Raw genomic sequence first — 13,550 nt, 5'->3', positions numbered from 1 at the left:
GTACTTGCAGTACCAGCGTACGCACAGCAAGATGATCGCGATTGGAAAACGACGGCGCTTGAAGATCGACAACCGGATGGCTCCTCGAGTAGCCATCCCTCGCTACACGGCAAAGGTTAATGCAACAATGCCCGGACCGCCTGGGCGGTGATGGCCAGAAGCACGGCTTACGAGCCGGGGAGCACGGGAGCTGCCGCGCCGGCGGCCTCATAGACGACCAACTCACAACCATTCGCCCCTCGGGGCATCCAGTTGGCACGGTGACGATGAGATGATGTGAAGCCACAGCGGATATGGACCGCCGGATCTGGACAACCCGTGGTATTGTCTTGCGTCAGCCAAGCGCGATAACGTGAGAGGGACCAGCTTCAGCGTAAAACATCAGGGCCAGCGGTCATGCAGCACCGCATTCAAAGGCCGGAGACATGACCGCACCCGCCCCGCTAGGCCCAAACGTCATCAACAATCACATTGCCAAACGGGCGCCATCCAGACATGACGATGTCCACGCTGCGGACCCTGCGCAACCCCGGTATCCCGAAGCGCCCCGACACGTCGAACGGCATCGCGACTTTCGACGTCGCCGATCTGTCACCGTTCACACTCGAACTCCGCACGAGGAAGTCATGAAGATCTCAGATGTCCGCGAAAAGGCCTTCGCAATGCCGCTCAACGACCCGGCCTATCCGCGCCCGCCCTACCGCTTCTACAACCGCGAATACGTGGTCATCACCTATCGAACCGATCCGGAGGCCCTCCGAGCCGTGGTGCCCGAACCGCTGGAGGTGGTTGGCGATACCGTGGCCTACGAGTTCATCCGCATGCCGGACTCGACCGGCTTCGGCGACTACACCGAGACTGGACAGGTGATCCCCGTGCGCTTCACCACACCGTCGGGCGAGGTGCAGGAGGGCGGCTACGTACATGCCATGTACCTCGACGACAATTCGCCGATCGCCGGCGGCCGGGAGATCTGGGGCTTTCCGAAGAAGCTCGCGAGCCCCCGGATCATCCATGAGCAGGAGACGCTCGTGGGCACCCTGCATTACGGCTCCGTGCCCTGCGTCGTCGCCACGATGGGCTACAAGCATCGCGAGGCCGATCCGGCGCCTATCAGGAAAGCCATGGCGAAGCCCGCCTTCATGATCAAGATCATCCCGCATGTGGACTGCACGCCGCGCATCTGCGAGCTCGTGCGGTACTACCTGGAGGACGTGACCCTGAAGGGGGCCTGGACCGGACCTGCGGCTTTGCAGCTCTTTGAGCACGCCATGTGCGACGTGGCCCGGCTGCCCATTAAGGAGGTGGTGTCCGCCAGCCATTACATCGCCGATCTCACCCTCGGGCTCGGGGAGGTCGTCTACGACTATCTCGCCGACGACCGCAAACTCTGAAAGGAGACCGTCATGTCCCAGTTCGATCCAAGGACTGCGAGCGGCATACGGGTTTTAAGAATCATGCGCATAATCCGCCGCGGTCATTACAACAGGCGGGGATGTCGAGCGACAGGCGAAATACGCCTCGTCAATCGCCTCTTCGGTCTTGCAGTTCCGAGGCCGGTACGGTTCTTGGCCACGAGGTGACCATGCGCCGGCGGAAGCCTTGCGCGCACGACCATGAGAGTCGCGAAAACGCAGGCTCCAGCCCCAAGCGCCGCACCGTGTGAGCGCTTAGGACCAAGTGGCATGGAAATGATGCACGGGTCCGGGCCCGCGTCCGATCTGGAGTTCATCGGAAGCCCCGATGGCGGCGCTGATGAAGCTCTTGGCCACAGTAACCGCGTCGCCGAGCGATAGACCTTTGGCAAGCCCGGCTGCAATGGCCGAGGACAGGGTGCAGCCGGTGCCATGCGTGTTGCGCGTGCCGATGCGAGGAGCTGCAAAGCGCTGCATGCCGTGCTGATTCATGAGAATGTCGGTGCTCTCCAGTCCTGTGCCGTGGCCACCTTTCACCAGAACAGCTTTGGGACCCAAAGCGAGGATGCGTTCAGCCTGGCGGCACATGGTCTGCTCGTCCTGGGCCGGCGGCTCATCGAGGAGGGCTGCGGCCTCCGGAAGATTGGGTGTGACGAGCAGCGCCATGGGAAGCAAGATGCGCCGCAGCGTGTCAATGGCCTGCGGCACGAGCAGTCGATTGCCACTTGCCGCCAGCATCACGGGATCAAGTACGATCCGCGCGGCGCTGTAGTGCGCAAGGCCTTCCGCCACAACTTCGATGACAGCGGGTTGTGATAGCATGCCGATCTTTACCGCATTGACTGTGAGATCGGAGAAGACGCTGTCGATCTGCTGCTTGACGGAGGCGGGCGGAACATCGTGAATGCCCTGAACGCCAAGGGTGTTCTGCGCCGTGAGCGCAGTGATCACACTGGCACCGTAGACGCCTAGCGCCGAAAAGGTCTTGAGGTCTGCCTGGATGCCGGCGCCGCCCCCTGAATCCGAGCCCGCAATAGTGACGGCGACAGCGGTCATGCCGGAGCATTCCGCGAGTTCAGGGCCTGATTTACCATATGCCGCAGCCGCCAGTGGCAGCTTGCCGGACGAGCGCAACAGGACCCCAGCTGCCCGTCCTTTCCGGATCGATGATATCGTAGCGCCTGAGATCACCTGTGGTTATGAGACCCTCCCATGAGTGATGAGAGTTGGCGTATCGAGATTGAAGAGTGCGTCGAGGAAAGCCGGCTGGAATGTCCCCGGCCCCCTTGCGCCCCGCGCGGCGATCTCGCCTGCGACGCGCGTGACGAGCAGAGCCGCAGCCGCCGCTTCGAGTGCGCTGCTATGCAGGGCCGTGAAGGCTGCCACGAGGGCGGTTCCGGCGCATCCCATGGCGGTCACGCGGGTCATCAGCGAGTGACCGTTCTTGACGCGAATGATGCGGGCGCCATCCGTAATCAAGTCGACCGCGCCGGTTAGGGCCACGACCGTGCCTTGAGCTTTGGCGAAGGACTGCACGGTTTCAGGCGTCGCATCCTTGCCGGCGAGAGCCGCGAGCTCGCCCGCATCGCAGCGAAGGACACGCGGCCTGCCCGCAAGACAGGCGCGGGCAAACTTCTGGCGGGGTGGGGAGGCGTCGGCGAAGACTGGATCGAGTACCCAGGGCTTGGCATGAGCGTGCGCGGTCGCGATAGCTTGTGGGATCGCGGCACGGCGGTCAGCGTCGAGCGTGCCCAGATTGACGAGAAGCGCGGCGGAGCGGCTGGTAAAAGCCGGGACTTCCGCTAATGCGACGGTCAGCGATGGAATCCCGCCAGCGGCGAGCAGAAGATTGGCTGTGAGGGTTTGTGCCACTGCGCTCGTGATCGCATGCACGCGCGTGCGCTCACCGCGAAGGCGGTTGAGCAGATGCCCGGACAATTCTGGAAGACTGAAAGCATCCGATAGGGACGCTGGTTTGCTCGTCATCTCGCAATCCCTCCGCCGGCATAATCCGGATCAGGTTCGATGGGTTGGTCTCGGCGAGACCTCTCAGCGCGAACGGGCACCCCAAGGAGATGCCGCCGTAATAATTGCTCCGCCATCCTTTGACAAGAACCAATCTTGTCAGCTCAGTTCCGCTCTTGACAGCTGAGATTACGTCCACGAGGATCGCATCCGTTCCGAGGGGAGCCCTGTAAGGGGCTGAGAGTCGGCTGATTCGCCGTGACCCTTGAACCTGATCCGGGTCGTACCGGCGGAGGGACTGGAACTATCGAGCAACACAACGAATCCCTCAGCTCGCTTTGCCCGGATCTCCCTTTGTCCAAGAGGAGAGATCCAGTGATGGTTCATATCGACAAGCCCAAGGGCGCTCCCCAGTCCGTCACCACTGGCCCGATTCAGGGATTATGCAAGGTCTATGCCATGCCGGCAGATCGCCCAGATATCCGGGTTCCCTTCCGCGCGATTATCCTGACGGATCCCAGCGAAGCGCATGTGCGCGTTTACGACTCCTCCGGCCCTTATACCCAGGACGATGCAGCCATCGATCTCGCTAAAGGTCTTCCGCTCGTGCGCGAGCCGTGGATCACAGCGCGGAACTATGCGGCGGTCGCGCCGCGGCCCGTGAAACCTGAGGACAACGGAAACGTCTCGGCCGACGCACTTGTGGCGCCATGCCCGGCCGAGCGCGTCGTGCGCCGTGCCGCTTCCGGTCAACTCGTAACCCAATACGAGTTCGCCCGGGCCGGGGTCATCACAGAGGAAATGATCTACGTCGCGCACCGAGAGAACCTCTGCCGCGAAGCGATGCTGGCGAACGCGGAGGCAAAGATTGCCGATGGCGAGAGCTTCGGGGCTGCCATTCCCCCCTTCATCACGCCCGAGTTCGTGCGCCAGGAGGTAGCCCGAGGCCGCGCCATCATTCCGGCCAACATCAACCATCCGGAACTGGAGCCGATGGCAATCGGGCGCAACTTCCTGGTCAAGATCAACGCCAATATCGGCAACTCCGCCGTGGTCTCGACGGCAGCCGACGAGGTGGAAAAGCTCGTCTGGGCGATCCGCTGGGGCGCCGACACAGTGATGGATCTCTCCACGGGCCGCAACATCCACAACATCCGCTCCTGGATCCTGCGCAACTCGCCGGTGCCCATCGGCACAGTGCCGATCTACCAGGCCCTGGAGAAGGTGGGCGGTGATCCGGTGAAGCTCGATTGGGAGGTGTTCAAGGACACGTTGATCGAACAGGCCGAACAGGGCGTCGATTACTGCACCATTCATGCGGGCATGCGCCTGCCTTATGTGCCGCTCACGGCCAACCGCGTCACGGGCATCGTCTCCCGTGGCGGCTCGATCATGGCGCGCTGGTGCCTGGCGCATCACAAGGAAAGCTTCCTCTACGAGCGCTTTGATGAGATCTGCGACATCATGCGGGCCTATGACGTCTCCTTCTCGTTGGGCGATGGACTGCGCCCTGGATCGATCGCCGATGCGAACGATGCGGCACAGTTCGCGGAACTCGAGACCCTGGGAGAGCTCACAAAGGTTGCGTGGAAAAAGGGCTGCCAAGTCATGATCGAAGGGCCCGGCCATGTGCCGATGCACAAGATCAAAGTCAATATGGACAAGCAACTCCGCGAATGCGACGAAGCGCCCTTCTACACCCTTGGTCCACTCACCACAGACATCGCACCGGGATATGACCACATCACGTCCGGCATCGGCGCCGCCATGATCGGCTGGTTTGGCACGGCGATGCTCTGCTACGTGACACCCAAGGAACATCTGGGGCTGCCAAACCGGGACGATGTGAAGACCGGAGTGATCACCTACAAGATCGCAGCCCATGCTGCCGACCTTGCGAAGGGACATCCGGCCGCACAGGTTCGGGACGACGCCTTGTCCCGGGCCCGCTTCGACTTCCGCTGGGAGGATCAGTTCAATCTCTCCCTCGATCCAGACACGGCTCGTGCCTATCATGACGAGACCTTGCCGAAGGACGCACACAAGGCGGCGCATTTCTGCTCGATGTGCGGCCCGAAGTTCTGCTCGATGAAGATCACGCAGGATCTGCGGGCCGAAGTGGCGGCGATGACCTCTGAGGTTCAGGAGCAATTAGCCGGCATGCGCGCTAAGAGCCGCGAGTTCCTGGCTGGCGGCGGACAACTCTACGTCCCCGCCGCGGAGTAGCGCAATGCGTATCCGTGTCATTGGCGCCGGAGTCGCTGGCCTGACAGCGGCGCTGGAGTTGGCCGAGCGGGGCGCCAGGGTTGAGGTGATTGACCGTGGCCCGCACCTCGGTGCGGCTGCCTGCTCCTGGTGTGCGGGCGGAATGCTCGCGCCCTGGTGTGAGCGCGAGAGCTCGGAACCTGTCGTGGCAGAACTGGGCCGTCGTGCGATCGATTGGTGGCTGCGGCGATGTCCAGGGACCACCCGCAAGGGTACGTTGGTGATCGCCCGGCCCCGCGACGCGGGCGACCTCACTCACTTTGCGCGCCGAACGGAACGCTTTGACTGGGTCGACGGGGATCGGATTGCTGATCTCGAGCCTGATCTGGCAGGACGTTTCCACAAAGGCCTGTTCTTCGCGGACGAAGCACACCTTGACCCCCGGAGCGCACTGACCGCACTCGCCGCGCGTCTTGTAGACTTTGGTGTCTCTCTACGGTTTGGTGCCGAGGCCCCTACCGGGGATAGCGATGTGGATCGCATCATCGACTGTCGCGGCTTTGCCGCACAGGGCGATCTTCCGGACTTGCGCGGCGTCAAGGGCGAGATGCTGCTTGTCAGAACACACGAGATCTCCCTCCAGCGTCCTGTCCGCCTCCTGCATCCGCGCATCGCTCTCTACATCGTGCCGCGTGAGAAGGGGCTCTTCATGATCGGAGCGACGATGATTGAGAGCTCAGATCGAAGTCGTGTCACAGTGCGCTCGGCGGTCGAGCTCCTCAACGGAGCGTACTCTGTCCATCCGGCCTTCGGCGAGGCCGAGATTGTCGAGTTTGGCGCCGATGTCAGGCCCGCCTTTCCTGACAACCTGCCCGCGATCCGGGACTGCGGCCGAACGATCTACTTCAACGGCCTGTACCGTCACGGATTTTTGCTCGCTCCTGCCTTCGCGACCCGGGTCGCCGATGCAGTATTCCACCTAGAGCGACTATGGAGATGACGCATGAGGATTATCGTGAATGGTGAGGAGCGTGAGATTGAGGAGCGGCTCCTGTCGCGCGCTCTGTGTGAGCTCGACTTCGGCGATGCCGTTGTGGCCACGGCCGTCAATGAACGGTTTGTGCCCGCATCCCAACGATCGGCCATCGCGCTGAACGACGGCGATCGCATCGAAGTTCTCGCGCCGATGCAGGGAGGCTGAGGCATGCTGTTGTATAATGTCGAACTTGCGTCACCCTTGATGCTGGGAACCGCCCAGTATCCATCCCCCGCCATCGTGGCAGCGGCAGTTCAAGCCTCGGGTGCGGAGGTGGTGACTGTCTCGCTCCGGCGCGAGGCGAGCGGCAATCTGGCAGGACAGGCCTTCTGGTCTATCATTCGCGATCTTGGCACACGCGTTCTGCCCAACACTGCTGGGTGCCGCACGGTCAAGGAGGCGGTCACGACGGCCCATATGGCCCGGGAGGTCTTCGGGACGCCGTGGATCAAACTCGAGGTGATCGGCGAGGAGGATACCCTCCAGCCGGACGTCTTCGGCTTGGTCGAAGCCGCGCGAGTTCTGACTGAAGAAGGCTTCCAGGTCTTTCCATATACGACGGAGGACCTCGTTGTGGCCGAACGCCTGCTCGCGGCGGGCTGTCGCGTTCTGATGCCTTGGGGTGCACCGATCGGCTCAGGCAGAGGTCTCAATAATGTCTTCGGGTTGAAGATGCTCCGGGCCCACTTTCCCGATGTGCCGCTTGTGGTCGATGCAGGAATTGGACTGCCCTCACACGCCGCAGCAGCGATGGAGCTTGGAGTCGACGCAGTTCTTTTGAACACCGCGGTCGCCAAGGCCGGTGATCCGGTCGGGATGGCCAAGGCATTCGCCCTGGCGGTTGAGGCTGGACTGCTGGCACAGCGCGCCATTCCGATGGAACCACGGGAGATGGCGCGCCCGTCGACTCCGGTTTTTGGCAGGGCGTTGCTGGCATGACCCTCGTGCTCGACCCCTTCTATCTCATTGTCGATAACGCGGATTGGGTGCGACGCCTAATGCCGCTCGGCGTAAAACTCATTCAACTTCGCATCAAGAATGTGTCCGATGCCGCAATCGCACGTCAGATTAGAGAGGCGAAGATCTGTTGCGAACAGCATGGCGCTCAACTCGTGGTCAACGATCATTGGAGGCTTGCCATTGCGAAAGGCTGCACCTTCGTTCACCTCGGACAGGAAGATCTCGCGGGCGCGAATCTGCCGGCCATTCGAAAGGCGGGCATTCGGCTGGGTGTGAGTACGCATGACCACAGCGAACTCAAGCAGGCGCTCTCAGCTGCGCCGGACTACGTTGCTCTGGGACCCATCTTTCCGACAGACCTGAAGCAGATGCCCTGGGCTCCCCAAGGCCTGCGCCGCATCACGGAATGGAAGCAGCTCATTGGCGAGATTCCACTCGTTGCGATCGGTGGGCTCACCATCGACCGCATCCCAGGCGTTCTGGATGCTGGCGCTGACAGTGCGGCGGTGGTGACGGACATTCTCCGGCACCCGGACCCGGAGCAACAAACCCGCCGTTGGATCGCATTGACGAGGATTATGGGATGACTACTCGCTATGCACGACAGATCGTGCTCCCGGAGGTGGGCGAGACTGGCCAGGCCAAGCTTGCGTCATCCTCGGTGCTGGTCGTCGGGGCCGGCGGCCTTGGATGTCCCGTCCTGCAATATCTCACGGCCGCCGGTGTCGGACGCCTCACGCTCGTCGACCATGACCGCGTTGACGAGAGCAACCTTCACCGGCAGCCCCTTTATCGCAAGACCGACATTGGTCAGCTGAAGGTCGAGGTGGCTCAGACGGCACTCAAAGCTCTCAATCCGTCAGTGATCGTTGACGCGCTTGCCATCTATCTTGATCCCGCCGCAGCACAGGGTCTCGTGAGGGGCGCGGATGTCATTGTGGATGCCGCCGATAGCATCGCGGTCACGTACATTCTGAGCGATGCCTGTAAGGCAGCATGCAAACCTTTGGTCAGTGCGTCCTGTGTAGGCTTGAAAGGCTATGTTGGCGCCTTCTGTGCCGGCGCTCCGAGCTACCGCTCCCTATTTCCGGATATTCCTCAGAACCTCGGGAACTGTGCCACGCTAGGGGTTCTAGGCTCTGTTGCGGGCATGCTCGGTGGCTTGCAGGCGCAGATGGTGTTAGCACTGATTCTGGGCCTTGATCCGTCACCACTTGGGCAGTTGATTTCGGCGGATCTGCAAAAGCTAGAGTTTGGCGGATTTTCGTTCCTGGATGCGCCGGAGGCGCCTGGTTCCGCGCCGCCCTTTATCGCGCAATCTGATGTCACCGCCAACGACATTGTCTTCGAGCTCAGAAGCCTTGCTGAGGTGTCGGTCTCGCCATTTCCGCAGGCCCGCCGCGCAACCATTGACACGATCGTTGAGCAGAGCCGGGATGTCTCACAATTGAGCCGGGTTGTGCTCTGCTGCCGCAGCGGTTCAAGAGCGTGGCGGGCAGCGGACCTGCTGAGGGACCAGGGACACCAGAAGCTGGCGCTCATCGCAATGGGCGATATCGATGAGCTGTGTTCGCAGAGCGTTTGAGCCGTTTGATGGCTGAAGTCTTTCAGCTCCGGAATGCGTCAATGCGCTTGGCCTCTCGACAGTGGACTTGCGGTTTCATCCCAGTCGGGATCTCTTGGATCAGGCCGCAGCCGGTTCGATCGGTGAGAATGGCAGGCAGAGGCTCTCGGCCACGGCCTTGTTGGTGAGCCGGCCGCGATAGACATTGAGGCCGGCACGCAGATGCGGATTCTCGAGCACGGCGGCAAACCCCTTGCTGGCGAGCGCAAAACCAAGGGGCAACGTGGCGTTATTCAGGGCCTTGCTTGAGGTCAGCGGGACTGCTCCCGGCATGTTGGCGACGTAGTAATGAATGACGCCATCCACCTCGTACGTTGGATCAGCGTGCGCGTCGGGCGCGAGGTCTCAAAGCATCTACCCTGATCGATCGTGACATCCACAATCACCGAGCCTTTGCGCATCGAGCTCAACATGCCGCGACTGACGAGTTTCGGCGCACTTCGCCAGGAACGAGCACCGCACCAATGACAACATCCGCTGCAAAGACCTCCTGCTCAACGGCGTCGATAGTCGAGTCCGAACGCGTCCTTCGAACAGTTCGTCTAATGATCCTCACGGTATTCCTGCAACGGAGAGCCCTGCGTGGCGAAAGAAGCTGACGATCATCTCAGGTTGGTGCTGAAGCTGGCTGAATTCGCGGCGGACCAGACGGTGCAGGTCCGCGACGGATCCAGGTAGGGCGTTCTCCATGGCGCGCTTGACGCAGGCATTGCACTGCTCCTCCGGGTTGAGCTCGGGCGCATAGGCCGGCAGGTAGGCCGCCGCATAATCCTGCGGGTGGGCTGCGATGAAGGCGGTGGTCGCTTGTGACCGATGGGCATTGAGCCGATCCCACACCACCAGCAGGGGCGTGCCGATCTTGCGGCGGAAGTAGCGCAGGGCCGAGATCACGGTCTGGCTCGAGACGCAGGTGCGGACGTGTCTGGCATAGAGCCGCCCGTCGGGCGTGATCGCCACAATGCTCGACACCTCGCGCCGCTTGCCCACCCGCTGGAGGATCGGGGTGATCCCGCGCCGGGCCCAGGTCGTACCCGGTCGGGCGCGGAAGCTGTGGCCGGTCTCATCCACGAGCAGGATGGTCCGGCGCTCCCGGCGCGCCTAATGATCTTCACGCGATGCCGGTAACGGAGAGGCCTGCGTGGCGGAAGAAGCGGACGATCATCTCAGGGTGACGCTTCAGCCGGCCGAACTCACGACGGGCGAGCCGATGCAGGTCGTTGATTGAGTCGGGCAGAGCGTTTGCCATGGCACGCTTGACGAGGGCATTGCACTGCTCTTCCGGATTCAACTCGGGGGCGTAGGCTGGCAGATAGGCGACCGCATAGTCCTGCGGGTGGGCCGCAATGAAGGCCGCGGTTGCTCGGGAGCGGTGCGCGTTGAGCCGATCCCACACCACCAGCAGCGGCGTGCCGATCTTGCGGCGGAAGAAGCGCAGGGCCTGAATGACACAGTGGCTCGAGATGGAGGTGCGGAAATGGCGCGCATACAGCTGTCCGTCCGGCGTAATCGCCACGATGCTCGACACCTCACGTCGCTTGCTCACCCGCCGCAGGACCGGCGTCAGCCCGCGCCGCGCCCAGGTCGTGCCCGGCCGGATCCGGAAGCTATGGCCGGTCTCGTCCCAGAGGACCAGGGTCCGGTGCTCCCGACCTGCCTTTTTTCAACGCCACCCAGTCCCGCTTGGGCCAGACCGCGATCACCAGCTCATCCCGCTCCTTGGCCCGGGTGGCGGGACGTTGCACGCTGAAGCCATGCGCCTTCAGGAGCCGCTCCAGATAGCGGGGATGATAATGCACCCCGAACTCGCGCTCGATCAGAGCGGAAATGCGCGTGAGGGTCCACCGTTCGGTGGCAAAGCCGGCCGCGATGGCCCCTCGGTCGAGCAGCCGGCCCAACCGAGCCCACGCCTTCTCATCGAGCCGAGGGGGCGGCCCGAGGTTGGGGCGCGCTTCCAAGCCGCGCGGGCCCTCCTGGGCCAGGGTGGCGGCCCAACGGCAGACACTGGCGCGGCTCACCCCCACATGCTGGGCGATCTCGGCCTGCGAGAGCTGCCCCTGGCGTAACAGCGTCGCGGCCACCAGGCGACGCTCCTCCATCTGCTCCGTCGTCAAATGCGTCGGATGCCAAACGTTGCCTTCCATCGCGCACCTCCTCACGATGACGGACACCGCCCTATGTTACACCCGGCGCGTGAGGATCAATGATGGCATGGACCGGCCATGCTCCCGGGCGGAGCATGGGAGCACGGGATTGTCCCGCAGCGAAGGAGCCATGTCATGACACAGCAGACCGCGCGTGAGACCATTGCCACCATCGGCATCGACCTGGGCAAAACCACCTTCCACCTGATCGGCATGGACCCGCGGCAAGATCGTGCTGCGCCGCAAAGTCTCGCGCGGGCAGCTGTTGTCCTGCCTGGCCAATGTGCCGGTCTGCCTGATCGGCATGGAGGCTTGCGCGGGCGCCCATCACGTCGGGCGCCAGCTCGCTGCCCTCGGCCATGATGTCCGCCTGCTGCCGGCCCAGTACGTCAAACCGTTTCTCAAAGGGCACAAGAACGACTATCGCGACGCTGAAGCGATCGCCGAGGCGGCGCAACGGCCCACCATGCGCCCGGTGCCGCTGAAGTCAGCCGAGCAACTCGATCTGCAAGCCCTGCATCGGGTGCGCAGCCGGCTGGTCGGGCAGCGCACGGCGGTGATCAACCAGATCCGCGGCTTCCTGCTCGAATGCGGCATCCCGGTGAGGCAGGGACTTGCCGGTTTACGAGAGGCTCTGCCCACTCTGCTGTCCCACCGCACGGACGTGCTCTCGCCGCGCATGATCCACCTGATCGAGGATCTGGCGGGAGACTGGCACCGGTTGGATGAGCGCATTGACGCGATCACCGGGGACATCACGGCTCTGGCCCGTCAGGATGGGGGCTGCCAGCGGCTGATGGGGATCCCGGGCGTCGGCGTGATCACCGCCAGCGCCATGGTGGCGGCGATTGGCACCGGAGCGGCGTTCGCCAAAGGCCGCGATTTTGCCGCCTGGCTCGGTCTGGTGCCCAAGCAGATCTCGACCGGTGGCCGGACCATCCTGGGTGGCCTGTCCAAGCGCGGCAACCGCTACTTGCGCACGCTCTTCGTCGGAGGAGCGCAGGTTCTCCTGCAGCGACCGCGCCACTGGGACGGGCACGGCTTCGGCCGCTGGTTGGCCGCGGCACGGGCCCGGCTGCACCGGAATGTGCTGGCGGCCGCCTTGGCGAACAAGCTCGCGCGTATCGCTTGGAGCGTGCTGTCCCGCGCGAACGGTTACGATCCGGAGTTTGCCGCACGGACGGCCTGAGCCTGCTCAGACGGCCGACAGTTCGAGGATAGAGTTCCCGCCGAGGTTCGCGAGAAGGAAGTGACAGGATGGATGAACGGTTGCCCGGCGCATCGGAAACCTGATTAAAAAAATGGCCCCTTGAGGTCTCGTGCCTAAGTAGGCGCGGTGCGCGCGGATTCCCATGATGGCCCGGAGCTCAGGCTCCACCCAGAGGCCGGATAGATTGATGCGAACCGTCACTCACCCATCTGCCACAGCCCTCTTGCAATGCACGGCCGGTCCATAGATTTTTTGAGCGCTACCCATTCCCGCTTGGGCCAGACCGCAATCACCAACTCGTCGCGCTCCTTGGCCCGTGTGGCGGGACGTTGCACAGTGAAGCCGTGCGCCTTGAGCGGCCGCTCCAGATAGCGGGGATGATAGTGAACCCCGAACTCGCGCTCGATCAGGGCGGCAATGCGCGTGAGAGTCCAGCGCTCGGTGCCAAAGCCTGCCGCTACGGCGCCCCGATCCAGGAGCCGGCCCAGCCGGGCCCAGGCTGTCTCATCGAGCCGCGGTGGGCGTCCTGTGATGGGTTGGGCTTCCAGGCCGCGCCGGCCCTGCTGCGCCAGCGTGCCAGCCCAGCGCGAGACGCTGGCCGGGCTCACGCCAAGTTGTCGGGCGATCTCGGCCTGGGAGAGCCGCCCCTGCCGCAGCAGCGTCGCGGCCGCCAGACGGCGCTCCTCCATCTGTTCCGGCGTTAGATGCGCCGGGCGCCAAACGTTGTCACCCATCGTGCACCTCCTCACGAGGATCGACACCGCCCTATATTACACCGCTTTCGTGAAGATCCTCAGAGGCTGGTGAGCAATTTTATTGCTCGATGTAAGTACTTGATTCAGAATAGGTTTGGAGCTGGCTGCTGCCGCGGATGTGGGCCGTTTAACGATCCGGGAGTCCCGCCGTGGATGCCTGTTCCTACGCCACCGATCTCAACGATGCCGAATGGGCACTGCTTGAGCCTCTTGTTCCCCGCAGCCATCCGGCCGGGCGA

The 13,550-nt window shown here is 63.1% G+C and carries 13 protein-coding genes, 2 pseudogenes and 2 riboswitches; of the genes and pseudogenes, 8 read left to right on the top strand and 7 right to left on the bottom strand.

The genetic code is table 11. The features are described from left to right. Positions 1-626 precede the first annotated feature (626 nt). Positions 627-1,394 carry an acetoacetate decarboxylase gene (locus OCW50_RS31660; protein WP_210805497.1) on the top strand — a complete coding sequence of 256 codons (768 nt, stop codon included), beginning with the start codon at positions 627-629 and terminating at the stop codon, positions 1,392-1,394. Between the two features lie 276 nt (positions 1,395-1,670). Here the strand turns inward: OCW50_RS31660 and thiD are convergent, their stop codons facing one another. Both thiD and thiM read right to left on the bottom strand, forming a co-directional pair. Next, a complete protein-coding gene (gene thiD, locus OCW50_RS31655) occupies positions 1,671-2,471 on the bottom strand; it encodes a bifunctional hydroxymethylpyrimidine kinase/phosphomethylpyrimidine kinase (RefSeq protein ID WP_210805495.1) in 801 nt (266 codons plus the stop codon). Between the two features lie 141 nt (positions 2,472-2,612). Then, the gene (gene thiM / locus OCW50_RS31650; RefSeq protein ID WP_210805493.1) at positions 2,613-3,401 is read right to left on the bottom strand and encodes a hydroxyethylthiazole kinase; all 789 of its coding nucleotides are present in this window, start codon (positions 3,399-3,401) and stop codon (positions 2,613-2,615) included. After that, a riboswitch (TPP riboswitch) is annotated at positions 3,392-3,495 on the bottom strand. It overlaps the preceding gene by 10 nt. A 93-nt stretch (positions 3,496-3,588) precedes the next feature. Then, positions 3,589-3,696: riboswitch (TPP riboswitch) on the top strand. Positions 3,697-3,758: 62 nt separating this feature from the next. On the opposite strand from thiM, the gene thiC reads away from it, so the two are divergent. Genes thiC through OCW50_RS31620 form a run of 6 tightly spaced genes read left to right on the top strand, consistent with a single transcriptional unit; the run spans position 3,759 to position 9,166 of the window. After that, positions 3,759-5,606 carry a phosphomethylpyrimidine synthase ThiC gene (thiC, locus tag OCW50_RS31645; protein WP_210805491.1) on the top strand — a complete coding sequence of 616 codons (1,848 nt, stop codon included), beginning with the start codon at positions 3,759-3,761 and terminating at the stop codon, positions 5,604-5,606. 4 nt (positions 5,607-5,610) lie between these two features. After that, positions 5,611-6,585 carry a glycine oxidase ThiO gene (thiO, locus tag OCW50_RS31640; RefSeq protein ID WP_210805489.1) on the top strand — a complete coding sequence of 325 codons (975 nt, stop codon included), beginning with the start codon at positions 5,611-5,613 and terminating at the stop codon, positions 6,583-6,585. A gap of 3 nt (positions 6,586-6,588) precedes the next feature. Beyond that, on the top strand, positions 6,589-6,786 hold the full coding sequence (gene thiS, locus OCW50_RS31635; RefSeq protein WP_114948072.1) for a sulfur carrier protein ThiS: 198 nt from the start codon (positions 6,589-6,591) through the stop codon (positions 6,784-6,786). Positions 6,787-6,789: 3 nt separating this feature from the next. Continuing rightward, positions 6,790-7,560 carry a thiazole synthase gene (locus OCW50_RS31630; protein WP_210805487.1) on the top strand — a complete coding sequence of 257 codons (771 nt, stop codon included), beginning with the start codon at positions 6,790-6,792 and terminating at the stop codon, positions 7,558-7,560. Next, on the top strand, positions 7,557-8,168 hold the full coding sequence (locus OCW50_RS31625) for a thiamine phosphate synthase (RefSeq protein ID WP_210805485.1): 612 nt from the start codon (positions 7,557-7,559) through the stop codon (positions 8,166-8,168). The genes OCW50_RS31630 and OCW50_RS31625 overlap by 4 nt, the downstream gene beginning before the upstream one ends. After that, positions 8,165-9,166 carry a HesA/MoeB/ThiF family protein gene (locus OCW50_RS31620; RefSeq protein ID WP_210805483.1) on the top strand — a complete coding sequence of 334 codons (1,002 nt, stop codon included), beginning with the start codon at positions 8,165-8,167 and terminating at the stop codon, positions 9,164-9,166. Before OCW50_RS31625 ends, OCW50_RS31620 begins: the two co-directional genes overlap by 4 nt. Before the next feature lie 99 nt (positions 9,167-9,265). Here the strand turns inward: OCW50_RS31620 and OCW50_RS31615 are convergent. The 4 genes and pseudogenes from OCW50_RS31615 to OCW50_RS31600 form a co-directional block, all read right to left on the bottom strand. Then, a pseudogene (locus OCW50_RS31615) lies at positions 9,266-9,751 on the bottom strand (alanine dehydrogenase); the annotation flags it as partial. A 6-nt stretch (positions 9,752-9,757) separates the two neighbouring features. Next, positions 9,758-10,273, bottom strand: a complete 516-nt coding sequence (locus OCW50_RS31610; RefSeq protein ID WP_210805481.1) for a transposase — start codon at positions 10,271-10,273, stop codon at positions 9,758-9,760. Between the two features lie 40 nt (positions 10,274-10,313). Continuing rightward, positions 10,314-10,802, bottom strand: a complete 489-nt coding sequence (locus tag OCW50_RS31605) for a transposase (protein WP_262266480.1) — start codon at positions 10,800-10,802, stop codon at positions 10,314-10,316. A 7-nt stretch (positions 10,803-10,809) separates the two neighbouring features. Then, complete coding sequence (locus OCW50_RS31600) at positions 10,810-11,346, bottom strand: winged helix-turn-helix domain-containing protein (RefSeq protein ID WP_210804943.1); 537 nt, start codon at positions 11,344-11,346, stop codon at positions 10,810-10,812. A gap of 135 nt (positions 11,347-11,481) precedes the next feature. Here OCW50_RS31600 and OCW50_RS31595 point away from each other — a divergent pair. After that, positions 11,482-12,535 (top strand): annotated as a pseudogene (locus tag OCW50_RS31595) (IS110 family RNA-guided transposase). A 218-nt stretch (positions 12,536-12,753) separates the two neighbouring features. Here OCW50_RS31595 and OCW50_RS31590 read toward each other — a convergent pair. Continuing rightward, positions 12,754-13,290 (bottom strand): winged helix-turn-helix domain-containing protein, encoded by a 537-nt coding sequence (locus OCW50_RS31590; RefSeq protein WP_210804945.1) that lies wholly within the window; start codon positions 13,288-13,290, stop codon positions 12,754-12,756. Positions 13,291-13,550 lie beyond the last annotated feature (260 nt).

The sequence above is a fragment of the Microvirga sesbaniae genome (assembly GCF_025460805.1).
Lineage (GTDB): Bacteria > Pseudomonadota > Alphaproteobacteria > Rhizobiales > Beijerinckiaceae > Microvirga > Microvirga sesbaniae.
This window is presented reverse-complemented; position numbering and strand designations above follow the sequence as displayed.

What these genes read in the sequence shown, in the direction of transcription:
- thiD (WP_210805495.1), bottom strand. Translation starts at nt 2,471, where the DNA reads ATGACCGCTGTCGCCGTCACTATTGCGGGCTCGGATTCAGGGGGCGGC.
- OCW50_RS31590 (WP_210804945.1), bottom strand. Translation starts at nt 13,290, where the DNA reads ATGGGTGACAACGTTTGGCGCCCGGCGCATCTAACGCCGGAACAGATG.
- OCW50_RS31630 (WP_210805487.1), top strand. Translation starts at nt 6,790, where the DNA reads ATGCTGTTGTATAATGTCGAACTTGCGTCACCCTTGATGCTGGGAACC.
- OCW50_RS31660 (WP_210805497.1), top strand. Translation starts at nt 627, where the DNA reads ATGAAGATCTCAGATGTCCGCGAAAAGGCCTTCGCAATGCCGCTCAAC.
- OCW50_RS31625 (WP_210805485.1), top strand. Translation starts at nt 7,557, where the DNA reads ATGACCCTCGTGCTCGACCCCTTCTATCTCATTGTCGATAACGCGGAT.
- thiM (WP_210805493.1), bottom strand. Translation starts at nt 3,401, where the DNA reads ATGACGAGCAAACCAGCGTCCCTATCGGATGCTTTCAGTCTTCCAGAA.
- thiO (WP_210805489.1), top strand. Translation starts at nt 5,611, where the DNA reads ATGCGTATCCGTGTCATTGGCGCCGGAGTCGCTGGCCTGACAGCGGCG.
- OCW50_RS31600 (WP_210804943.1), bottom strand. Translation starts at nt 11,346, where the DNA reads ATGGAAGGCAACGTTTGGCATCCGACGCATTTGACGACGGAGCAGATG.
- thiC (WP_210805491.1), top strand. Translation starts at nt 3,759, where the DNA reads ATGGTTCATATCGACAAGCCCAAGGGCGCTCCCCAGTCCGTCACCACT.
- OCW50_RS31620 (WP_210805483.1), top strand. Translation starts at nt 8,165, where the DNA reads ATGACTACTCGCTATGCACGACAGATCGTGCTCCCGGAGGTGGGCGAG.
- thiS (WP_114948072.1), top strand. Translation starts at nt 6,589, where the DNA reads ATGAGGATTATCGTGAATGGTGAGGAGCGTGAGATTGAGGAGCGGCTC.